Below are 23,317 nucleotides of genomic sequence, written 5' to 3' on the forward strand. Positions count from 1 at the left end.
TATCATCTTTGAACAACCGTGAGTTTGATTGATGACGAGCACGCCCAAACCCCTGGTCCTGATCATCCTGGATGGCTTTGGCCACAGCGAAAGCCCCGAATACAACGCCATCTATTCGGCCAATACGCCGGTCTACGACCGCCTGCGCGCCACCCAGCCGCACGGCCTCATTTCAGGTTCGGGCATGGACGTCGGCCTGCCGGACGGGCAGATGGGCAACTCTGAAGTCGGCCACATGAACCTCGGCGCCGGGCGCGTGGTGTACCAGGATTTCACCCGGGTGACCAAGGCCATCCGTGACGGCGAATTCTTCACCAACCCCGTGCTCACCGGCGCCGTGGACAAAGCCGCTAATGCTGGCAAGGCTGTGCACATTCTCGGTTTGCTGTCCGATGGTGGCGTACACAGCCACCAGGACCACCTGGTGGCCATGGCCGAACTGGCGGCCCAGCGCGGCGCCGAAAAAATCTACCTGCACGCGTTTCTCGACGGCCGCGACACCCCGCCACGCAGCGCACAGTCGTCCATCGAGCTGCTGGATGCCACCTTTGCCAAGCTGGGCAAGGGCCGCATCGCCAGCCTCATCGGCCGTTACTACGCCATGGACCGTGACAACCGCTGGGATCGCGTCAGCGCCGCCTACAACCTTATCGTCGACAGCACCGCCGAATACACCGCCGACAGCGCCCTGGCAGGCCTCGAAGCCGCCTATGCACGCGATGAGAGCGACGAATTCGTCAAGGCCACCCGCATTGGCCAGGCGGTCAAGGTAGAAGACGGCGATGCCGTGATCTTCATGAACTTCCGCGCCGACCGCGCCCGTGAACTGTCACGGGTATTCGTCGAGCCTGATTTCAACGAATTCCCACGGGCGCGCCTGCCCAAGGTTGCCGCCTACATCGGCCTGACCCAGTACTCGGCCAAGATCGCAGCCCCGGCGGCCTTCGCCCCGGCCAGCCTGCACAACGTGCTGGGCGAATACCTGGCCAACAACGGCAAGACCCAGCTGCGCATTGCCGAGACCGAAAAGTACGCCCACGTCACCTTCTTCTTCTCGGGCGGGCGTGAAGAGCCGTTCGAAGGCGAAGAACGCATCCTGATCCCGTCGCCGAAGGTTGCCACCTACGACCTGCAGCCGGAAATGAGCGCCCCCGAAGTCACCGACCGCATCGTCGAGGCCATCGAGCAGCAGCGCTTCGACGTGATCGTGGTCAACTACGCCAACGGCGACATGGTGGGCCACACGGGCGTGTTCTCGGCGGCCGTGCAAGCAGTTGAGGCCCTGGACAGCTGCGTGGGCCGCATCGTGGAAGCACTGGACAAAGTCGGCGGCGAAGCGCTGATAACCGCCGACCACGGCAACGTCGAGCAGATGGAAGACGAGTCCACCGGCCAGGCCCACACTGCCCACACCACCGAGCCGGTGCCGTTCATCTACGTGGGCAAGCGCCCCCTCAAGGTGCGTGAAGGCGGCGTACTGGCCGATGTTGCGCCGACCATGCTCAAGCTGCTGGGCCTGGAGAAACCCGTGGAAATGACCGGCACCTCAATCCTCCTCGACGCTTGAGAACAGCTGCAAGTTGCAAGCTACAAGCTGCAAGAAAGAGCAAAAGCAAGATCAAGAGCCACACGCGCTCGGCTTGCCGCTTGTAGCTTGTAGCTTGCAGCTGATTCATACTAGGCCAGTCTCCATCCCCGGTACGCCAAACCTCATGCTTCGCGCCCTGATCCTTCTAGCCCTGTCTTGCCTGCTCAGCCCGGCCTTCGCCGATGAGCGCGCACAGACCCAGCAGCAACTGGATGCCACCCGCCAGGACATTGCCGAGCTCAAGAAGACCTTGGGCAAGCTCCAGGAAGAAAAGGCCGGTGTGCAAAAAGACCTGAAAACGACCGAAACCGACATCGGCAAGCTCGAAAGGCAGGTGGAGGCCCTGCAGCAAGAACTAAAAAAGACCGAGGGCGAGCTGGAGCGCCTTGATACCGAGAAAAAAAAACTCCAGAGCGCCCGCGTTGAACAACAACGGCTGATCGCCATTCAGGCCCGTTCTGCCTACCAGAACGGGCGCGAGGAATACCTCAAGCTGCTGCTCAACCAGCAGAACCCCGAGAAATTCGCCCGCACCCTCACGTATTACGATTACCTCAGCAAGGCGCGCCTTGAACAACTGCGCACCTTCAACGAAACACTTCGCCAGCTGGCCAATGTGGAGCGCGAAATCGGCACGCAACAGCAGCAACTACTGGCCCAGCAGGCAGACCTCGACACCCGGCGCCAGGCGCTGGAAACCGAGCGCAGCAAGCGCCAGCAGGTACTGGCCAAACTCAACGGCGACGTAAAAGACCGCGACCAGAAGCTGCGCGCCCGCGAGCAAGACCAGGCCGACCTGGCCAAGGTCCTGAAAACCATCGAGGAAACCCTGGCTCGCCAGGCCCGCGAAGCCGAAGAAGCGCGCCAGCGGGCCCTGATAGCGCAGCAGGAGGCAGAAAAACGCCGTCAGCAGGAGGCCCTTGCCGCCGCCGCCGCTCGCAATCAGCCTGCCGAACCGGTCGAGCCGCCGAAAAAGGCCCGTGCCACCCTGGGGCCAATGGTGTCCGGTGATGGCGCCAGCTACGGCGGTGCATTTTCTGCAGCCCGTGGAAAACTTCCCTGGCCAGTCAATGGTCGATTGCTGGCACGCTTCGGTGATGCACGCGGTACGGATGCCCGGGCCAAGTGGGACGGGGTGATGATCGGGGCAAGCCCCGGCACCCAGGTGCGCGCCGTACACGGCGGGCGCGTGGTGTTTGCCGACTGGTTGCGCGGTGCCGGTCTTCTGGTCATTCTCGATCATGGTAACGGTTACCTGAGCCTGTACGGCCACAACCAGAGCCTGCTGAAGAATGCCGGGGATATCGTCAAGGCTGGCGAGGTCATCTCTACGGTCGGTGACAGCGGTGGCCAGGAGGCTGCCGGGTTGTACTTCGCCATCCGCCAGCAGGGCCGGCCTACCGACCCTTCGCAATGGTGCCGTGGCTAGTCAAACTTATGCGGCGTAGCCTGGGTGCTGCGCCGATGCTCCGCAGGGAGCGCTTACAGGATCAGGAGTTCGTTCGACATGCTGCACTCGCCTCGTCTTACCCAGCTGGCCCTGTCCATCGCCCTGGCGGTCGGCACGCCCCTGGCCCTCGCCGCAGAGCCGGCCAAGGCGGCGGCAGCACCGGCCACCGAGATGACCAGCAAGGCGCCGCTGCCGCTCGAAGAGCTGCGCACCTTCGCCGAGGTCATGGACCGGATCAAGGCCGCCTATGTCGAGCCGGTGGATGACAAGACCCTGCTGGAGAACGCCATCAAGGGCATGCTCAGCAACCTGGACCCGCACTCTGCCTACCTTGGGCCAGAAGACTTCCAGGAGCTGCAGGAAAGCACCAGCGGCGAATTCGGCGGCCTGGGCATCGAGGTTGGCCAGGAAGACGGCTTCATCAAGGTGGTATCGCCCATCGATGACACGCCCGCTTCCCGCGCCGGTGTGCAGGCAGGCGACCTGATCGTCAAGATCAACGGTGCCCCTACCCGTGGCCAGACCATGACCGAGGCTGTGGACAAGATGCGCGGCAAGGTGGGTGACAAGATCACCCTGACCCTGATCCGCGACGGCGGCAACCCGTTCGACGTGACGCTGGCCCGTGCGGTCATCCAGGTCAAGAGCGTGAAGAGCCAGTTGCTGGAAAACGACTACGGCTACATCCGCATCACCCAGTTCCAGGTCAAGACCGGCGAGGAAGTGGGCAAAGCCCTGGCCAAGCTGCGCAAGGACAACGGCAAGAAGCTGCGCGGCGTCATCCTGGACCTGCGCAACAACCCAGGCGGCGTGCTGCAGTCGGCGGTGGAAGTGGCCGACCACTTCCTGACCAAAGGCTTGATCGTGTACACCAAGGGCCGCATCGCCAACTCCGAACTGCGCTTCTCGGCCGACCCGGCCGACGCCAGCGAGGGCGTGCCGCTGGTGGTGCTGATCAACGGCGGCAGCGCCTCGGCATCGGAAATTGTCGCCGGCGCCCTGCAGGACCAGAAGCGCGCCGTGCTGATGGGCACCGACAGCTTCGGCAAGGGTTCGGTACAAACCGTGCTGCCGCTGGCCAACGACCGCGCACTCAAGCTCACCACCGCCCTGTACTTCACCCCCAACGGCCGCTCCATCCAGGCCCAGGGCATCGTGCCGGACATCGAAGTGCGCCAGGCCAAGCTCACGGCCGAGGCCGACAACGACAACTTCAAGGAAGCCGACCTGCAGGGCCACCTGGGCAACGGCAACGGCGGCGCCGACCGCCCCACCGGCAGCAGCAAGCGCAAGGAGCGGCCACAGGATGACGACTTCCAGCTCAGCCAGGCCCTGAGCCTGCTCAAGGGCCTCAACATCACCAAAGGCAATTGATGAGCCCCATGCGGCACCTGCTGTGCCTGTTGCTGTGCCTATTGGCCGGTGCCGCGCAAGCGGCCCCACCGGCCAAGGCGTACATGAGCATCATCATCGACGACCTGGGCCAGAGCACCGAGCGTGACAACCGTACCCTGGCCCTGCCCGGGCCGGTGACCATGGCGATCATGCCCGACACCCCACATGCCACCGGCTTCGCCCGCCAGGCGCACAAGGCCGGCAAAACGGTGATCCTGCACATGCCCATGGACCCGGCCACGGGCCCCTACGCGTGGCACCCCGGCCTTGCCATGGGCGAGCTGGCTTCGCGCCTGGACGCTGCGCTGCTGAAGGTGCCGTTCGCAGCGGGGGTCAACAACCACATGGGCAGCCGCATGACCTCGCAGCCCGAGGCCATGGCCTGGCTGATGGGGGAATTGCAGCAGCGCGGGCTGTTCTTCGTCGACAGCCGCACCAGCGCCGCCACCGTGGCAGCGGCCAAGGCCCAGGCCCAGAGCGTGGCCCATGTGTCGCGGGACGTGTTCCTTGACGATGTGCGCACCACCGAGGCTATTGCCGGGCAGCTGCAACAGGGCGTGGCGCTGGCGCGTCGGCAAGGATCGGCCGTGCTCATCGGCCACCCTTACCCGCAAACACTGGAAGTGCTCGAACGCGAGATACCCCGGTTGAAACAGCAGGGTGTCGAGCTGATTGAGCTGCAGCAGATGGTTGCCGAGCGTGGCAACCAGGCCATGCCGGCCCATGGCCGACACGGCAGGTACAGCAACCGCTGACGCACGTCATTCGAAGGGGATGATGCCCTCGACGTCGCCTTTGCGCAGTTGCCCGCGATACACCCGCAGCACCTCATTGCGCCTGGCCGCGCGCAACACGGCCTGATGCCCGAGTTTGCGTTGTTCCCACAACTTCAGGTGCCCGCGCTGGAAGTTTCTGTCAGGGGTGTCCGCGCCAGGATAGTGGAAATGCGCCTCCCACAATCGTTTACCTGAAACACGCTTGATTTCGTAAGTGTCCAGGTAGTCAGTGGGTGACAATTCCACCCGACGTTCAACTCTCGCCACCGCTAGTTCGCCAATGCCGTGTAGAAATTTCAGGGCGTTCAACGTCGGCGCCTTGCTGGTCAGGTAGTGGGTCTTGAGCAGCTCCTGCTTGCTGTCCTCAAGCTCATCCACGGCGGCCTGTGCACGCTCGGCCAAGGCCTTGTCCGACGCAGTGCGCGGCAACAGCGCCCGGGTGTCACGCAGGTCCTTGATATGTTGATCGATCACCGTGGACAGCCCCAAAGGCTCATCCTTGCTGAAAAAACGCTTGGCCATGACCAACGTTGTACCCACGCTGTCGATCAGCCTGCCAAGCCTGTTTCGCAGCACCTCAGGCGCATGCGGCCTGGCAGGTGCCAGCTCCTGCTGCGGTGCGCCCTGTACCTCCCACCACTGGCTGTTCTGCCTGCGGAACGTGCGCAGCACCTTGTCGCGGCTGTCGCGCTGCTGCACCTCTGCCACACCGTCATCGCCCACCGCCTCGATACCCACCACGCTACGGCCACGGTGCGTGCGCACCAGGCGACGTACACCGCCGCGCGCCGCATACACGGGTGTGCGGGGGCGAGCAGCTTCGACCTGTTCCAGTTCGCGGACGCTGGCCGCCATTTCTTCGCTGGCCAGGTCCTTGAGCCTGCGTAGCACCTGCAAGAACAGCTGGAGCTTGTCCGGGCGGATTTCGGCCGGCTCGACACTGGCCAGGTACTCCGCCCGGCCAATGGTTTCCTCATAGCTGTCGATCACATCGTTGAGCACCGCCACACGCTCTTCATCGGTCAAACCGCTGCCTGCCAGCTCGCCGTGCGCACTGCCCGCGCTGCGCAGGTTGTCACCGGCGAGCATCTCGTAATATTCATCCAGCTGCGCTTCACTGGTACCGTTCAAACGGTTGAGCGCCAACTCACCCAAGTCCTCGAGCAACCTGAACTCCAGGTCGATGGCATTCAGGCGGCGGTCCTGGATGACGCGGCTCAACTCATGGTGTTTGTTGGCCTGCCGCCCATTTTCATCCCTGAAGACGATGTCGTTGTCCTTGAGCGTACTCTCCAGCAACGGGTCGAACTGTGCCGACAGCGCCACCATGTCACTGCCCCATTGCCACACGCGCTCCAGGGATTTCACCAACCGCTGGTACTGCTGCTTTTCCTCATCGGTTTCGGGCAGCAGTGCAATTGCCTTGTGCTGGCCGTCGATGTCTTCCTCGTTGATCATGGTGGCCAGCAGGTTGTAGTACGTCTCGCAGGTGGCAATGAGGCCTTCCCGGATCGTGCTGCGCTGACGGCGAATGGCGTCTTCCACGACCTGGCTGGAAAGCCGTATGCGCCCGCGCTCCATCAATACCCTGTCGTGCTCGGCGTCCTGTGCGACAAGCTGCTTGAGGTCATTGGCCAGGTATTGCCGCTGCCCCCTCCTCAACTGCTTTTGCAGGCTCAGCATTTCCTGCTGGTGCTCGTCGGGCTGCGCCAGGCGCTCCAGCTCTTCGATCCTGGCGGTGGACCTGTCGACCTCGTTCTTGTGCCGCTCATAGGCCTCGACGAGGCCCTTGCGCTGCTCGGTCAGGCGCGCATCCTCATCACGCATGCGTGCCTCCTGCCGCACATTCTGCTCGCGCATCAGTTCCACGCGCCCCCTGGGCATACCCCCACTCAAACGCAGCCCATGATCGATACGCCATACCCCTGCTGTGTGCTGCAACCAAGGGCCGGGGTTGCCCAGTGCGTCGACGATGCGCACGCCATGCTCGCCGGGCTCAACGCGATAGGTGTCACCCCGAAGCTTTACGTAGTGCTGGCCATCCTGCCAGTAAAGCCCTGCCGCATCACCCGTCTGCAGGGGCTCGACGCCTTCGAGCGATGCATCGGCGCGCATGGCTTCCAATCGTTTACGCAGTTGGGCGGGTAGCACGTTGAAGCCCTCGCCACCGCTGAAGGAAAAATCGAGCAGTGCACCGCTTTTTTCCAGTGCGCCCGGCAGGTAGACCTTGCCTTGCAGCATCTGGGCTCCAGCTCCCAGCACTGGGCGTACCGACCCAGGCCCAGGGCTGTCGCTGGGCATGGCGTCTGGCAGGGTAGCCGGGTTGCGGGTCAACCTGGGTGCATAAGCATGGCCAACGACCATCACCAGGTTGAGCAGCATGTCGACCACCGCCGCAGACCGCTCGAAGTCGCTGCCTTCGCGAATGGCCTGCAGGTCTGCGCTGGCGGCATTGAACATTTGCACCAGCCACAGCGCGACAGCAGCCGGGCCACGCACCACCAGGCTTGCCACGTCGAACAACAACCAGGCCCCCTGGGTAAGGATTGCCCAGCGGCTCTCTGCGTTGGATACCGAGTTGCGATCCGCCAGCTCCACCAAGAGGTCGCGATTGGCGGTGTACATCTGCAGGTCGACATCGCTGCGCCAGAACCGCGGCCAGAACTGCGCGGGCGCCACCGGGGCGGGCAATATCGACGTGTCCACGATGGCGCCGCCCAGGTGAGGTTCAGTGAACCCACCGTTGGCATACACATGCCGGGCCTCTGGCGCCAGCCAGGCCAGCAGGCTGGCCTGCAGCGCCTGGTCATCGCGCACTGCCTGCATCATGGCCTCGATGCTGGCGAACGCCAGAACGGCCGCGTTGCCATAAAGCGGCCGGTATAGCACGACGCTGCCTGGCTCCGCGTTGAACAACACGTACATGCCACGGACCACATCGTAAGCCTGGCTGTCAGGGTCACGGCGCAGGGCGAACGGCATCAGCATGCTTGCCGGCAGCAACGGGTCGACTTGCCCGCTGCAATAGTCGCAGATCGCCTGCAAGGCTGCCTCGCTCAAGCTGCCATGCAGCTTGGCCCGCAGTGCGCGCAGCATGAAATCGCAGCGCCATTCCCGGGCGAAGCGCTGCACCCGCTGCGCCAACCCTGTCGGCTCGTTCAGCTTGCTGGCCACATAGGCTGGATAATTACCCCCCACGTCCACACGCTCTACCAGCGTCTTTGCGTAGTCGGCGGTCATCCAGGCCATTATCAATTGGCCTTCGCGGTGGGTGATGGACGTTATGGTCGCACTCTCTAGCGAGCTGAGGTTGGCAATGGCGAACTGGGTCAGGCTGAGGGTGCGCTTCTCGAGCGCGCCATCACCGGCCCCCACCCCGGCACCACCCGGCACACCGAATGCCGAGGTCAGCTCCAGTTGCAGGTCATCGGGAAAGTAGTTGGCATCCACCGGGTGATCGTGCAGCAACTGCTCTCGTAACTGCTGGCTGGCGTAGCCGTGCAGGTCGAGTACCTCATCAAGGGCTGCAACACCGTCGGATTCAGCCTGGGCCAGGGCCAGCTCATAAAAGGCCCTTTGGCAGGCAAAACTGTCCGGGGCCGCCACACTGAGCAGCCCACGGGGCGGCTTGCCATCCAGCGCGGGCTGGTTGACGTAGCCCTCGATGAACCACTGTGCAGGGTCGGTCAGGGCCAGGCAGGCCTGCTCCAGGTCGGCAACACCGTTCAACGCACTGCGGCGCAGGCTGCCGACCTGCTCCAGCATGCACTCCAGCAGCATTGCCGTCTGCTGGGAAAACGGATCACCTTCCAGCTCATGCCGGTGCCAGCTGATGCTGTCGTGGCTGGCCAGGCTTGGGTATTCAGCCTGCAACGCCTGGGCAAACGCATCGAAGCCCGGGTAGCCCCACACGGTGCCGGCCGGCTTGCACCACAGCACGACATCAGCCTCGTCCCATTGGCCATATACCAGCAAATCGGGCAGAAAACGGCTGGTCGCCTTGCCGTCGACGGTGGTTTCGATCTGCACGAAAAACACGCTGGGACGTTGCCCTGCCCCGCGCAACAAGCCGCGTACGCACGCCTGTTGCTGGGGCCCCAACCCCTGCAATGGCAGGTTGTAAAGGGTGGCCGACCTGATCATCTGCTGTAACCAGCGATCACGGCTGACACCTGCACTGCCATCGGCGCGCCAGTAGTCGACCTGGGCCTGGTTGAAACAGCCCCAGATGATCAGCAGCAGGTCATTGAATGCCTGGGTAAGCGGCGCCAGTTCGATCTGGTCACCTTCTGCGGTCTGCAGCGGGTCGGGGATGGCGAAAAAACGTCGAGCATCAAGCGTCAGGTACTGCTTCTGCCCCGCGACCTGCGAAAAATTCAGCGGCGTACCGGCGTACAGGGCCTGCAACGCCACATCCACCAGGGGCGTGGTCGATACGCGCTGCCCATCGGCACTGGGCAGGGCAAGGCCAAGGCGATCGGCATCCGTGAGTTCGGGGCGATGGACCTTGATCAGTGGGTAGTGCTGAATCAGCAGCTGCATGATCTGCGTGCTCAGCACCTGCCGCAGGGTGGGGCGGCTGGCGAACTGGGCAGCCACCAGGGCTTTGAAATCGGTGGGTAGTGCGTAGGGGTCCGGCATGGTCACGCCTCCTGAATGAGCGGAGGGTGAGCCTGCCTTCAGCGGGTTGGCAGCTGGGTGTACATATTGCTGCCTACAGGTACCCGCGCCCTGCGCCAGGCCCACAAACAGGGTTTGCAGGCCCGGCGACGGGCAAGGTCAGATCAGCTGTAGACACGCCCCAGCAGCTGGCGGTGGCTTTCGAACTGGTCCAGTACGTCGCGTACGATCTGCTCCGGTGCAAAGCCCATCAGGTCGTACTCCTGGCTGCCATCGTGCAGGTACACCTCGGCACGGTAGAAGCGCTGCCTGACTTCCGGCTCGCCTTCCACCGGCGCTTCGCTCGGTGCAGCCATGTAGCCGTCAAGGCTGACCTCATAGACGAACGGGTTGCCCTCTTCCATCATCACCCGCAGGCCCATCATGTTGCGCGACTGGCCTACACGGGTTTCTACCTCGAAGCCCAGTGTCTGCAATTGCGCGGCGGCTTCCTTCAGTGCCGGGCTTACCTGTTTGTCCATGAAGCGTTGCACCACGGCCTGGTTAGGCTGCAGCTCCAGCTGGCTGAGGCGCTCGCTGAAGCCGCGGCGGCCACGGGCGGCCAGCTCGGCGCGCTCCTGTTCAACGGCCACATCCTGCTTCATGGCCTTGTACAGGCCGAACATGAACAGCACCAGCACCACTGAGAACGGCAGGCCAGCCAGCACCACCATGGTCTGCATGGCTTCGAAGTTGCCCGCCAGCAGCAGGCCGATGGTGACCAGGGTGATGATTACCGACCAGAACACCACCATCCAGTGCGGCGCATCCTCGTCCACCTTGCCGCCCTTGCAGGAAAGGTTGGCCATCATCACCGCGCCGGAGTCGGCGGGGGTCAGGAACAGCACGAAGCCAACGAATACCGCCACACCGATCACCACCTTCGCCGCCGGGAAGTATTCCAGCAGTTGGTAGATGGACATGGACGGCTGTTCCAGCGCGGTCTTGCCCAGTTCCACCGCCCCATGGTTGATAACCAGGTCCAGGGCGGTGTTGCCGAAGATCGACAGCCAGGCCAGGGTGAAGCCCAGCGGAATCAGCAGCACGCCGCTGACCAGTTGGCGTACGGTACGGCCCTTGGAAATACGCGCAATGAACATGCCCACGAACGGGCCCCAGGAAATCCACCAGGCCCAGTAGAAGACGGTCCACAGGCCCAGCCAGCGCTCGGACTTGCCGGCTTCGCCTTCATACACATACAGGTCGAAGGTTTTCAGCACGATGCCGTTGAGGTAATCGCCCACGTTCTGCACCAGCCCGTTGAGCAGGTGCAGCGTTTCACCCCCCAGCAGCACGAACATCAGCAGGCCGCTGAACAGGGCGATGTTGAGGTTGGACAGCCGGCGGATACCGTTCTCCACACCCGACACCGCTGCCACGGTGGCCACCCCGGCCATGACCAGGATGACCACCAGCAGGTTGGTCTTGCTGTGGTCCATGCCGAACAGGTACTCGAGGCCCGAGGCCACCTGCATCGAGCCGATACCCAGGTTGGTCACCAGGCCCAGCAGGGTCACGAACATGCCGAAGATGTCCACGGCGTTACCCGCGGCGCCCTTGACCCAACGCTCACCCACCAGCGGGTACAGCGCCGAACGCAGGGCCAGCGGCTGGTTGTGCCGGTAGGCGAAGTAACCCACTGCCAGGCCGACCAGTGCGTAGATCGCCCAACCGTGCAAGCCCCAGTGCAGGAAGGTCAGTTGCAGGCCCTGGCGCGCGGCCTCCAGGCTGGCCGGGGAGCCCTCGGGGGGGTTGAAGTAGTGGTCCAGCGGTTCGGATGCACCGAAGTACAGCAGCGAAATGCCGATACCCGACGAAAACAGCATGCCGGCCCAGGCACCGTAGCTGAAGTCAGGCTGGTCGTCCTTGCCGCCCAGCTTGAGCTTGCCGTAGTCGGAAAACGCCAGGTAGATGACGAACAGCAGGTAGCCGCAGATCACCAGCATGTAGTACCAGCCGAAGGTACGCGTCAGCCACTGCTGGGCAACGCCCAGTACCTGGCCGGCAGTTTCGGGTACAGCGATCAGCAAGGCAGTCAGAACGAGGATCATCAGCGCGGAGGTGAAGAACACCACGCGGTTGACCCGTACCCTCTCGGCAGGAGGGTTTGTAAGTGAGGCAGAAGTCATTGCACGAATGCTCCGGGCAGTACGGCTGTGGAGGCTAATCTGTTTTTCCCGAGCAATTGGTGGAATATCCCCACTGCATCAGGTGTTATAAAAGCACCCTGGGAATCGCGGTTCCGAACCGATCCGCTGCAAAACACACACAGGTGGCCCTGCTGCAAATGCCCCGCGCCGGCTTGCGGTGCGCGCATTGGTCACAGGTACACCGCCCGCTCCAAGGGCCTGCCGCACGGTCCAGCACCGCACGGCAGCATCTGCGTCTTGCATCGCTAGCACCCGCGCAGGCTTTACCAGCCGGGGGCTTCGCGATTTTCTGGGGTGACAATTCGTGCCTGATCGACCGCCTGAAAAACTGTCAATGGCACAAATTGTCGCAGAGCTTATTCTTTATTGATTGAACGTTCAATCAAAACAAAATAGACTGGTCTTCGCCGAGTCAGCCGCCTGTCGTCTGCTCGCAGGCCTGAGGAGATAGCAAGATGCCCAAGGTCGGTATGCAACCCATCCGCCGTCAGCAGTTGATCGAAGCCACATTGCAGGCTGTCGATCAGGTCGGCCTGGGGGATGCCAGCATTGCGCTGATTGCCCGTTTGGCCGGGGTGTCCAACGGCATCATCAGTCACTACTTTCGGGACAAGAATGGCCTGATCGCAGCGACGATGGGCTACATCATGAGCATGCTCAACGAGGGCGTGCGGGCACGCCGCCAAGCCTTGACCGACGATACGCCCCGCGCCCACCTGAAAGTGATCATCGAGGGCAACTTCGATGCCAGCCAGGTGAATGGCCCGGCGATGAAAACCTGGTTGGCGTTCTGGGCTTCCAGCATGCACCAGCCCGATCTGCACAGGTTGCAACGGATCAACGACCACCGTTTGTACTCCAACCTGTGTTGCCAGTTCCGCCGCGCCCTGCCGCTTTACCATGCGCGCAAGGCAGCCCGCGGCCTGGCAGCCCTGATCGATGGCTTGTGGCTGCGTGGCGCCCTGTCGGGGGATGCCTTCGACACCGACCAGGCAATACGGATTGCTTACGAATACATGGATCTACAACTGGCCAAGCAGCACACCCTGGGCACTGACCCAGGGGCTGAAAAACGGCGCGCAGCCCTTGCCAACCCGGCGGGAGCGTGACCCCAGGCCAACCCACACACTGCACTTGCGAGGACACTATGGCCCGTTTCGGAACGCAAAAACTCTACATTGATGGCGGTTACGTGGATGCTGGCAGCGATGCCACCTTCGAAGCCATCAACCCGGCCACCGGCGAAGTGCTTGCCCACGTGCAGCGTGCCACCGAGGCTGACGTCGAGAAGGCCGTCGCCAGCGCCGAGCGTGGCCAGAAAGTGTGGGCGGCCATGACCGCCATGCAGCGCTCGCGCATTCTGCGCCGTGCCGTCGACATCCTGCGTGAACGCAATGACGAACTGGCCATGCTCGAAACCCTGGACACCGGCAAGTCGTACTCCGAAACCCGCTACGTCGACATCGTGACCGGTGCCGACGTGCTGGAATACTACGCAGGCCTGGTGCCGGCCATCGAGGGCGAGCAGATCCCACTGCGCGAATCGTCTTTCGTCTACACCCGCCGCGAGCCCCTGGGCGTTACCGCAGGCATCGGCGCCTGGAACTACCCCATCCAGATCGCCCTGTGGAAATCCGCACCGGCCCTGGCCGCCGGCAACGCGATGATCTTCAAGCCGTCGGAAGTGACCTCGCTGACCACCCTGAAACTGGCCGAGATCTACACCGAAGCTGGCCTGCCTGATGGCGTGTTCAACGTACTGACCGGCAGCGGCCGCGAAGTCGGCGGCTGGCTGACCGAGCACCCGCGCATCGAGAAAATCTCCTTCACCGGCGGCACCACCACCGGCAAGAAAGTCATGGCCAGCGCCTCGAGCTCGTCGCTCAAGGAAGTGACCATGGAACTGGGCGGCAAGTCGCCCCTGATCATCTGCGCCGACGCCGACCTGGACAAGGCCGCCGACATCGCCATGATGGCCAACTTCTACAGCTCGGGCCAGGTATGCACCAACGGTACCCGCGTGTTCATCCCGGCCGAGCTGAAAGCTGCCTTCGAAGCCAAGATCGTCGAGCGCGTGGCACGCATCCGCGCTGGCAACCCGGAAGATGAAAACACCAACTTCGGCCCCCTGGTCAGCTTCCAGCACATGGAAAGCGTGCTGGGCTACATTGCCAAGGGCAAGGAAGAAGGCGCCCGCGTACTGTGTGGCGGCGAGCGCATGACCGACGGCCTGTTCGCCCAGGGCGCATTCGTGGCACCGACCGTGTTCACCGATTGCACCGACGACATGACCATCGTCAAGGAAGAAATCTTCGGCCCGGTAATGAGCATCCTCAGCTACGAGACCGAGGAAGAGGTGGTACGCCGCGCCAACGACACCGAGTACGGCCTGGCAGCGGGCGTCTGCACCAACGACATCAGCCGCGCCCACCGCATCATCCACCAGCTCGAAGCCGGCATCTGCTGGATCAACGCCTGGGGCGAGTCGCCGGCCGAAATGCCGGTGGGTGGTTACAAGCAATCGGGCGTAGGCCGTGAGAACGGTATCAGCTCGCTGGCCCAGTACACCCGCATCAAGTCGGTTCAAGTCGAACTGGGCGGTTACGCGTCGGTCTTCTGATCCACAGCTTCTAGCTACTCGCTGCAAGAAAGCGCCGGCTGGCAACCTGCCAACCGGCCCTTGCAGGCCTCGTCCATCCGTGAGCTTCGCACGGCTGCTGTTTCTTGCAGCTCGCAGCTTGAAGCTCGCCACTGCTTCCGGAGGAAGCCCCATGGAATACGATTACATCATCGTGGGTGCCGGCTCTGCCGGTAACACCCTGGCCACCCGCCTGACCGAAGATGCCGGCACCACCGTGCTGCTGCTCGAAGCCGGTGGCCCCGACTACCGTTTTGACTTCCGCACCCAGATGCCCGCCGCCCTGGCCTTCCCGCTGCAGGGCCGCCGCTACAACTGGGCCTATGAGACCGACCCCGAGCCGCACATGGATGGCCGCCGCATGGAGTGTGGCCGTGGTAAAGGCCTGGGCGGTTCGTCGCTGATCAACGGCATGTGCTACATCCGTGGCAACGCCATGGACTTCGACGGCTGGGCCGAGCTGCCTGGCCTGCAGGACTGGACCTACCTGGACTGCCTGCCGTACTTCCGCAAGGCCGAAACCCGCGACATCGGCCCCAACGATTACCACGGTGGCGAAGGCCCGGTCAGCGTGGCCACGCCCAAGGCTGGCAACAACCCGCTGTTCCACGCCATGGTCGAGGCCGGCGTGCAGGCCGGCTACCCGCGCACCGAAGACCTGAACGGCTACCAGCAGGAAGGCTTCGGCCCGATGGACCGTTCGGTGACCAAGAACGGCCGCCGCTCCAGCACCGCCCGCGGCTACCTGGACCAGGCCAAGAAGCGCCCCAACCTGACCATCGTCACCCACGCCCTCAGCGACCGCGTGCTGTTCGACGGCAAGCGTGCCGTGGGCGTGACCTACCTGGTGGGCGATAGCGAAGAGCGCGTCGAAGCACGCGCGCGCAAGGAAGTGATCGTAAGCTCCGGCGCCATTGCCTCGCCGCAGCTGCTGCAGCGCTCCGGCGTGGGCCCGCGCGCCTTGCTGGAAACCCTGGGTGTGCCTGTGGTGCACGACCTGCCAGGCGTGGGCGAGAACCTGCAGGACCACCTGGAGCTGTACCTGCAGTACGCCTGCACCCAGCCGGTCTCGCTGTACCCGTCGCTGCTGTGGTGGAACCAGCCGGCCATCGGCGCCGAATGGCTGTTCAATGGCACCGGCATCGGCGCCAGCAACCAGTTCGAGGCCGGTGGCTTCATCCGCACCCGCCCCGAGTTCAAGTGGCCGAACATCCAGTACCACTTCCTGCCGGTCGCCATCAATTACAACGGCTCCAACGGCGTGAAGGAGCACGGTTTCCAGGCGCACATGGGCTCGATGCGTTCGCCAAGCCGTGGCCGCGTGCAGGCCAAATCCAAGGACCCGCGCCAGCACCCGAGCATTCTGTTCAACTACATGGCCACCGAGCAGGACTGGCAGGAATTCCGTGACGGTATCCGCCTGACCCGCGAAATCATGGCCCAGCCGGCGCTGGACCCTTACCGTGGCCGCGAAATCAGCCCGGGCGCGCACGTGCAAACCGACGAAGAACTGGACAAGTTCATCCGCGAGCACGCTGAAACGGCGTTCCACCCGTCCTGCTCGTGCAAGATGGGCACCGATGACATGGCCGTGGTCGATGGCGAGGGCCGCGTGCATGGCATGCAGGGCCTGCGCGTGGTCGACGCCTCGATCATGCCGATCATCATCACCGGTAACCTCAACGCCACCACCATCATGATTGCCGAGAAAATTTCGGACAAGATCCGTGGTCGCCAGCCATTGCCGCGCAGCACTGCCCAGTATTACGTGGCGGGCGATGCACCGGTGAAAGGCGCGCCGATGCGCGAAGTGAAGCAGGCGTAAGCCGCCCCACAGGTAGCATGGATAAAGGCACCCACTGTGGTGCCTTTTGTACATCTGCAGAAACGCTTTACATGCTGGCAATTCATCGGGTTAGAATCGATTGGCACGCGACTTGCCAGTCAAGCCTCATTCTTCCCGCAATATCCCGGAGTACCTGCCTTTGGATGCCAGCACCATCAACAGCCTGTTCCTGATCGGCGCATTGCTGGTGGGCGCAAGTATTCTGGTCAGCTCGCTGTCATCGCGCCTGGGCATCCCTATTCTGGTAATCATCCTCGCCGTCGGCATGGTCGCGGGCGTGGACGGCGGCGGCATCATTTTCAACAACTACCCCACCGCCTACCTGGTGGGCAACCTGGCGCTGGCCGTCATCCTGCTCGACGGCGGGCTGCGCACCCGGGTTGCCAGCTTCCGCGTCGCCTTGTGGCCAGCGCTGTCGCTGGCCACGGTGGGGGTGATGATCACCACGGCGCTGACCGGCATGGTCGCCGCCTGGCTGTTCAACCTCAGCCTGATCCAGGGCCTGCTGATCGGCGCCATCGTCGGCTCCACCGACGCCGCAGCGGTGTTCTCGCTGCTGGGCGGCAAGGGGTTGAACGAGCGGGTCACCGCCACCCTTGAAATCGAATCGGGCAGCAACGACCCCATGGCGGTGTTCCTCACCGTCACCCTGATCGACATGATTGCCAGTGGCCAGACCGGGCTGCACTGGAGCCTGCTGGGCCACCTGCTGCGCGAGTTCGGTATCGGCGGGCTGTTGGGCCTGGGCGGTGGCTGGCTGATGCTGCAACTGGTCAACCGCATCAACCTGGCTGGCGGCCTGTACCCCATTCTGGTGGTGGCCGGCGGCCTGGTGGTGTTCTCACTCACCAACGCGCTGCATGGCAGCGGCTTCCTGGCCGTGTACCTGTGCGGCCTGGTGCTGGGCAACAAGCCAATCCGCAGCCGCCATGGCATCCTGCACATGCTCGACGGCATGGCCTGGCTGGCCCAGATCGGCATGTTCCTGGTGCTGGGGCTGCTGGTGACGCCCCACGATCTGTTGCCCATCGCGGTACCGGCACTGGGCCTGGCCTTGTGGATGATCCTGGTGGCACGCCCGCTGTCGGTGCTGGCTGCACTGCTGCCGTTCAAGGCCTTCCATGGGCGTGAAAAGGGGTTCATTGCCTGGGTCGGGCTGCGCGGCGCAGTTCCCATCATTCTGGCGGTGTTCCCGCTCATGGCCGGCCTGCCCGACGCCCAACTGTTCTTCAACCTGGCCTTCTTCATCGTGCTGATATCGCTGCTGGTCCAGGGCACCAGCCTGCCGTGGATGGCCAAACTGCTGAAGGTGACCGTGCCGCCAGACCCGGCGCCCATTTCACGCTCGGCGCTGGAGGTGCACATCACCAGCGAGTGGGAAATGTTCGTGTACCGCCTGGGCGCAGAAAAGTGGTGCATCGGTGCAGCCCTGCGCGAACTCAAGATGCCCGAGGGCACCCGGATTGCCGCGCTGTTCCGTGGCGAACAGCTGCTGCACCCCACCGGCAGCACCGTGCTGCAGGTGGACGACATGCTTTGCGTCATCGGCCACGAGCACAACCTGCCCGCACTGGGCAAACTCTTCAGCCAGGCGCCACAGCGCGGCCTGGACCTGCGCTTCTTCGGTGACTTTGTGCTCGAAGGTGACGCAGAGTTGGGCGCGGTGGCGTCCCTGTACGGCCTGAAAGTGGACACACTCGACGCGCAAATGCCACTGGCGCAGTTCATCCGACAGAAGGTCGGAGGCGCGCCAGTGGTAGGCGACCAGGTGGAATGGAACGGCACGATCTGGACCGTGGCGACCATGGACGGGAACAACATCCAGAAAGTGGGCGTCAGATTCCCCGAAGGAACGCGACCAGGACCAGGATTGTTCCTCTAAACTTCGTTTCTGCCTGATCCATAAGTAGCCTGCCTATGTCCTTTCGCGTGTACCTGCGCACAGCCCTGCTGGGGCTGTGCCTGTCCCTTTCCTTCGCAGCCGCTGCGGCAGAAGCCCCGACCACCGCCAGCGTGCAGAACAGCCTCGACAAAATTGCCGACCGCAAGCTGCCCGAAGCCGATCAGAAGGCCCTGCAGCAGGTGCTGGAACAGACCCTGAACCTGCTAGCCAGCAAGGAAGACAGCGAACGCAAGCTGGCGGCATTGAAGCAGCAGTTGGCCAATGCCCCGAAGGAAACCAGCGACAGCCAGAAAGAACTGGCCCGGCTCAAGCAAAGCCCGGCGCAACCGGTAGCGCAGCGCTATGCCAGCCTGTCCGTGCCACAGCTTGAACAGATGCTCAGCGAGCGCACCACCCAGCAGGGCGAGCTGCAGAAGGCACTGTCCGAAGCCAACAGCCTGATCATCAACTCGCAGACCCGCCCGGAGCGGTCCCAGGCCGAGATCAGCAGCAGCCAGGCCCGTACCCAGCAGATCAACAGCACGCTCAAAAGCGGCAAGGACGCCGGCAAACCGATCAGCGCCGACCTGCGCAACCAGCTCAATGCCGAACTGGCTTCGCTCAATGCGATGACCACGCTGCGCCGCCAGGAACTGGCTGGCAACAGCCTGCTGCAAGACCTGGGCAATGCCCGCCACGACCTGCTGATCGAACGCGCCGCACGCCTTGAGCAGGAAATTCAGGACCTGCAGACCCTGATCAACAGCAAACGCCTGGCCCAGTCACAGGAGACCGTGACCCAGCAGTCGATCGAGGCGCAAAAAGCCGGTGGCAGCAGCCTGTTGGCAACCGAGAGCGCGACCAACCTGCAACTGTCCGACTACCTGCTCAGAAGCACCGACCGGCTCAACGAACTGACCCAGCAGAACCTGCGGACCAAGCAGCAGCTCGACAGCCTGACCCAGGCCGACCAGGCACTGGACGAGCAGATCAACGTGCTCAAGGGCAGCCTGCTGCTGTCCAAGATCCTCTACAAGCAAAAGCAGACCCTGCCCCACCTCAAGCTGGACCGTGACCTGGCTGACCAGATTGCCGACACACGGCTGTACCAGTTCGAAGTCAACCAGCAGCGCGAACAGATGAGCAGCCCGGTGAGCTATGTGGACAAGCTGCTGGCCGGTCAACCCCAGGAAGAGGTGACGCCCCAGCTGCGCAAGGCGCTGCTGGAGGTGGCGATCACCCGCAGTGACCTGCTGGAGCGGCTTAACCGCGAGCTGTCGGCGTTGCTCAACGAGTCCATCACCCTGCAGCTGAACCAGAAGCAACTGCTGGGTACGGCACAGAGCCTGCGTACCACGCTGGACGAGCAGATGTTCTGGATCCCCAGCAACAAGCCCCTGGACTGGGACTGGCTGACCTACGTGCCCCAGCGCCTGGCCGACCAGGTAGCCAACCTGCCCTGGAGCTCGGGGCTGAACGAGCTGGCGGACGGCCTGGTGCAGCGCCCGCTGCTGTTCCTGCCGCTGCTGCTGGTGATCGGTGGCCTGCTGTGGCGGCGCAAGAACCTGTACGCCAGCATCGACAAGGTCCACCAGGATATCGGCCACTTCCGCCGCGACAGCCAGTGGCATACGCCGCGGGCAATCCTGATCAACATCCTGCTGGCGATGCCGGTGAGCCTGGGCCTGGCCCTGTGCAGCTACGCCCTGCAGATCGACGCCCGTGGGCAGAACGCCAACCTGGGCGCCGCCTTGTGGCAACTGGCCCAGGCCTGGCTGGTGTTCTACACCGCCTATCGCATCCTGTCGCCAGGCGGGGTGGCGGAGGTGCACTTCCGCTGGCACAAGCCTCAGGTCGAATTCCTGCGTGGCTGGGTGCGCCGCCTGGGCACCGTGGTGCTGGCCCTGGTAGGCGTGGTGGCCGTGGCGGAGCATCAGCCCTCGGCGCTGGCGGATGACGTACTGGGCATCGGCGTGGTGCTGACCTGCTACGCACTGATGGCGTGGCTGCTCAGCCGCCTGCTGCTGAGCAGCCCGGCACACCGCGACACCTCGCTGTTCCGCAAAGCCGTGGGTGTGGCGTTCACCGCGCTGCCCATCGCCTTGTTCATGGCCGTGTGCTTCGGCTACTACTACACCGCGCTGAAGCTGACCGACCGGCTGATCTATACGCTCTACCTGCTGCTGTTCTGGCTGGTGATCGAAGCCGCCTTCGTGCGCGGCCTCTCGGTGGCAGCGCGGCGCCTGGCCTACCAGCGTGCGCTGAGCAAGCGGGCAGCGGCCAAGGAGGGGCTGGACGGTGAGGTCATCATCGAAGAGCCCACCCTGGATATCGAACAGGTCAACCAGCAATCCCTGCGCCTGATCCGCTTGGCCCTGCTCGGCGGGTTCATTGCCGGGCTGTACTGGGTATGGGCAGACTTGATATCGGTGTTCGCCTACCTCAACAATTTCGTGCTGTATGAGTACACCAGTGGTACCGGCGCGGCCGCCAGCATGGTGCCCATCAGCCTCGGCGACCTGCTGGGCGCGCTGGTGATCGTGGGCATTACCTTCGCCCTGGCCGGCAACCTCCCTGGCCTGCTGGAGGTGCTGGTGCTGTCACGGCTGAACCTGGCCCAGGGCAGCGCCTACGCCACCACCACGCTGCTTTCGTACACCATCGTCGGGGTAGGTATCGTCAGCACCCTGTCCACCCTGGGGGTGAGCTGGGACAAGCTGCAATGGCTGGTGGCGGCACTGTCGGTGGGCCTGGGTTTCGGCATGCAGGAAATCTTCGCCAACTTCATTTCCGGCATCATGATCCTGTTCGAACGCCCGGTACGCATCGGCGACACCATCACCATCGGCAACCTGTCGGGCACGGTCAGCAAGATCCGCATCCGGGCCACCACCATCACCGATTTCGACCGCAAGGACATCATCGTCCCCAACAAGACCTTCATCACCGGCCAGCTGATCAACTGGTCGCTGACCGACACGGTCACCCGCGTGACGCTCAAGCTTGGCATCGACTACGGCTCCGACCTGGACCTGGTGCGCGACCTGCTGCTCAAGGGTGCCCACGAGAACCCGCGCGTGCTCAAGGACCCGGAGCCGCTGGTGTACTTCCTGCAATTTGGCGAAAGCTCGCTGGACCACGAACTGCGCATGCACGTGCGCGACCTAGGCGACCGCAACCCGACGCTGGACGAGATCAACCGCTACATCAACCGTGAGTTCAAGGCCCACGACATCAAGATCTCGGTACGCCAGGTCGAGGTGTTCCTGATGGACACCAAGGGTGGCAAGCAGCAGCTGATCCCGCAGGGCCCACCCAAACCCGATGGCACTGCTGCGGTGTAGCAGGCTCGAATGCCTTATGCTTCGCTGAACTTCAGGAGCAGCCTGTGAAAGCACTCGACCAACTGAGCTTCGACAACCGCTTCGCCCGCCTGGGCGACGCCTTCTCCACCGAGGTGCTGCCAGAGCCTATTGCAGAGCCGCGCCTGGTGGTGGCAAGCCAGGCAGCCATGGCCCTGCTGGACCTGGACCCGGCTCAGGCCGAGCTGCCGGCTTTTGCCGAGGTATTCAGCGGCAATAGCCTGTGGGACCAGGCCGAGCCACGGGCCATGGTCTATTCCGGGCACCAGTTCGGCAGTTACAACCCGCGCCTGGGCGATGGCCGTGGCCTGCTGCTGGCTGAGGTGGTCAACGATGCAGGCGAGCACTGGGACCTGCACCTCAAGGGTGCCGGCCAAACCCCGTATTCGCGCATGGGCGATGGGCGCGCCGTGCTGCGCTCATCCATTCGCGAGTTCCTCGCGTCCGAAGCCCTGCATGCCCTGGGCATCCCCACCAGCCGGGCGCTGTGCGTGGTCGGCTCCAGCACCCCGGTGTGGCGCGAAACCCGCGAGAGCGCTGCGATGCTGACGCGCCTGGCCCACAGCCACGTGCGCTTTGGCCATTTCGAGTATTTCTACTACACCAAGCAGCCCGAACAGCAACGCCAGCTGATCGACCACGTGTTGCAACAGCACTACGCCGAGTGCCTGACGGCCGAACAACCCTACCTCGCCATGTTCCGCACCATCGTGGAGCGCAACGCCGAGCTGATCGCCCTTTGGCAGGCTTATGGCTTCTGTCATGGGGTGATGAACACCGACAACATGTCGATCCTGGGCATCACCTTCGACTTCGGCCCGTTCGCGTTCCTCGATGATTTCGATGCCAACTTCATCTGCAACCACTCCGATGACCGGGGCCGTTACAGCTATGCCAACCAGGTACCCATCGCCCACTGGAACCTCAGCGCGCTGGCCCAGGCGCTGACCACGGTGATCGAAGTGGAGCCGCTGAAGGACGCGCTGGGGCTGTTCCTGCCGCTGTACCAGGCGCACTACCTGGACCTGATGCGCCGGCGCCTGGGGCTGACCACTGCCGAGGATGACGACATGGCGCTGGTCGAGCGCCTGCTGCAGCGCATGCAGAGCGGCGGCGTGGACTACAACCTGTTCTTCCGTACCTTGGGCGACCAGCCGGTGGCCGAGGCGTTGCAGCGGGTAAGGGACGACTTCATCGACTTGGCCGGCTTCGACGGCTGGGCGGCGGACTACCTGGCACGCTGCGCCCGCGAACCTGCCAACGCCGAAGGCCGGCGCGCGCGCATGCATGCGGTAAACCCGCTTTATGTGCTGCGCAATTACCTGGCACAGAAGGCCATCGAAGCGGCTGAAAGCGGGGATTACACGGAGGTGCGGCGCCTGCATGCAGTGCTTTGCAAACCGTTCGAAGAGCAGCCAGGGATGGAAGCCTATGCCCAACGCCCGCCGGAGTGGGGCAAGCACCTGGAAATCAGCTGCTCTTCCTGATTCAAGCGTTGTGGGTAGGGCTGCACACAATGGGAGCAGTTGTCTTCCATAAAATCTGAACGCTGGCGCAATCCACCTTGTGGG

General features: G+C 63.6%; 12 protein-coding genes. 10 read left to right on the forward strand and 2 right to left on the reverse strand.

Annotated elements, in window-relative coordinates; genetic code table 11:
- The first annotated feature begins 31 nt into the window (after positions 1 to 31).
- The 4 genes from gpmI (at position 32) to IAE38_RS07050 (ending at position 5,188) form a co-directional block, all read left to right on the forward strand.
- Entirely contained in the window at positions 32 to 1,567 is a 1,536-nt protein-coding gene (gene gpmI, locus IAE38_RS07035) for a 2,3-bisphosphoglycerate-independent phosphoglycerate mutase (RefSeq protein WP_201216752.1), read from the forward strand.
- Between the two features lie 145 nt (positions 1,568 to 1,712).
- A complete protein-coding gene (locus IAE38_RS07040; RefSeq protein WP_201216755.1) occupies positions 1,713 to 3,017 on the forward strand; it encodes a murein hydrolase activator EnvC family protein in 1,305 nt (434 codons plus the stop codon).
- 78 nt (positions 3,018 to 3,095) lie between these two features.
- Positions 3,096 to 4,412: a S41 family peptidase gene (locus tag IAE38_RS07045; RefSeq protein WP_028631986.1), complete on the forward strand. Its 1,317-nt coding sequence runs from the start codon at positions 3,096 to 3,098 to the stop codon at positions 4,410 to 4,412.
- An 8-nt stretch (positions 4,413 to 4,420) separates the two neighbouring features.
- Positions 4,421 to 5,188, forward strand: a complete 768-nt coding sequence (locus IAE38_RS07050; protein WP_028631987.1) for a divergent polysaccharide deacetylase family protein — start codon at positions 4,421 to 4,423, stop codon at positions 5,186 to 5,188.
- Positions 5,189 to 5,194: 6 nt separating this feature from the next.
- Here IAE38_RS07050 and IAE38_RS07055 read toward each other — a convergent pair whose 3' ends face one another.
- Together IAE38_RS07055 and IAE38_RS07060 are read right to left on the reverse strand one after the other, a co-directional pair.
- Positions 5,195 to 9,850 (reverse strand): dermonecrotic toxin domain-containing protein, encoded by a 4,656-nt coding sequence (locus IAE38_RS07055; RefSeq protein WP_201216757.1) that lies wholly within the window; start codon positions 9,848 to 9,850, stop codon positions 5,195 to 5,197.
- A 143-nt stretch (positions 9,851 to 9,993) separates the two neighbouring features.
- Positions 9,994 to 11,997: a BCCT family transporter gene (locus tag IAE38_RS07060; protein WP_201163062.1), complete on the reverse strand. Its 2,004-nt coding sequence runs from the start codon at positions 11,995 to 11,997 to the stop codon at positions 9,994 to 9,996.
- 476 nt (positions 11,998 to 12,473) lie between these two features.
- Between IAE38_RS07060 and betI the strand changes: the two genes are divergently transcribed.
- The 6 genes from betI (at position 12,474) to selO (ending at position 23,233) form a co-directional block, all read left to right on the forward strand.
- Positions 12,474 to 13,127: a transcriptional regulator BetI gene (gene betI / locus IAE38_RS07065; RefSeq protein WP_028631990.1), complete on the forward strand. Its 654-nt coding sequence runs from the start codon at positions 12,474 to 12,476 to the stop codon at positions 13,125 to 13,127.
- Positions 13,128 to 13,165: 38 nt separating this feature from the next.
- Entirely contained in the window at positions 13,166 to 14,638 is a 1,473-nt protein-coding gene (betB, locus tag IAE38_RS07070; RefSeq protein ID WP_028631991.1) for a betaine-aldehyde dehydrogenase, read from the forward strand.
- Between the two features lie 151 nt (positions 14,639 to 14,789).
- Positions 14,790 to 16,481, forward strand: a complete 1,692-nt coding sequence (gene betA / locus IAE38_RS07075) for a choline dehydrogenase (RefSeq protein ID WP_201216759.1) — start codon at positions 14,790 to 14,792, stop codon at positions 16,479 to 16,481.
- 160 nt (positions 16,482 to 16,641) lie between these two features.
- Complete coding sequence (locus tag IAE38_RS07080) at positions 16,642 to 18,384, forward strand: potassium/proton antiporter (protein WP_201163069.1); 1,743 nt, start codon at positions 16,642 to 16,644, stop codon at positions 18,382 to 18,384.
- Positions 18,385 to 18,419: 35 nt separating this feature from the next.
- Positions 18,420 to 21,728: a mechanosensitive channel MscK gene (gene mscK / locus IAE38_RS07085; RefSeq protein WP_201163060.1), complete on the forward strand. Its 3,309-nt coding sequence runs from the start codon at positions 18,420 to 18,422 to the stop codon at positions 21,726 to 21,728.
- A 44-nt stretch (positions 21,729 to 21,772) separates the two neighbouring features.
- Positions 21,773 to 23,233: a protein adenylyltransferase SelO gene (selO, locus tag IAE38_RS07090; protein ID WP_201216761.1), complete on the forward strand. Its 1,461-nt coding sequence runs from the start codon at positions 21,773 to 21,775 to the stop codon at positions 23,231 to 23,233.
- The last annotated feature ends 84 nt before the right edge of the window (positions 23,234 to 23,317 follow it).

This window comes from Pseudomonas sp. S32, assembly GCF_016648095.1.
GTDB lineage: Bacteria > Pseudomonadota > Gammaproteobacteria > Pseudomonadales > Pseudomonadaceae > Aquipseudomonas > Aquipseudomonas parafulva.

What these genes read in the sequence shown, in the direction of transcription:
- gpmI (WP_201216752.1), top strand. Translation starts at nt 32, where the DNA reads ATGACGAGCACGCCCAAACCCCTGGTCCTGATCATCCTGGATGGCTTT.
- IAE38_RS07040 (WP_201216755.1), top strand. Translation starts at nt 1,713, where the DNA reads ATGCTTCGCGCCCTGATCCTTCTAGCCCTGTCTTGCCTGCTCAGCCCG.
- IAE38_RS07045 (WP_028631986.1), top strand. Translation starts at nt 3,096, where the DNA reads ATGCTGCACTCGCCTCGTCTTACCCAGCTGGCCCTGTCCATCGCCCTG.
- IAE38_RS07050 (WP_028631987.1), top strand. Translation starts at nt 4,421, where the DNA reads ATGCGGCACCTGCTGTGCCTGTTGCTGTGCCTATTGGCCGGTGCCGCG.
- IAE38_RS07055 (WP_201216757.1), bottom strand. Translation starts at nt 9,850, where the DNA reads ATGCCGGACCCCTACGCACTACCCACCGATTTCAAAGCCCTGGTGGCT.
- IAE38_RS07060 (WP_201163062.1), bottom strand. Translation starts at nt 11,997, where the DNA reads ATGACTTCTGCCTCACTTACAAACCCTCCTGCCGAGAGGGTACGGGTC.
- betI (WP_028631990.1), top strand. Translation starts at nt 12,474, where the DNA reads ATGCCCAAGGTCGGTATGCAACCCATCCGCCGTCAGCAGTTGATCGAA.
- betB (WP_028631991.1), top strand. Translation starts at nt 13,166, where the DNA reads ATGGCCCGTTTCGGAACGCAAAAACTCTACATTGATGGCGGTTACGTG.
- betA (WP_201216759.1), top strand. Translation starts at nt 14,790, where the DNA reads ATGGAATACGATTACATCATCGTGGGTGCCGGCTCTGCCGGTAACACC.
- mscK (WP_201163060.1), top strand. Translation starts at nt 18,420, where the DNA reads ATGTCCTTTCGCGTGTACCTGCGCACAGCCCTGCTGGGGCTGTGCCTG.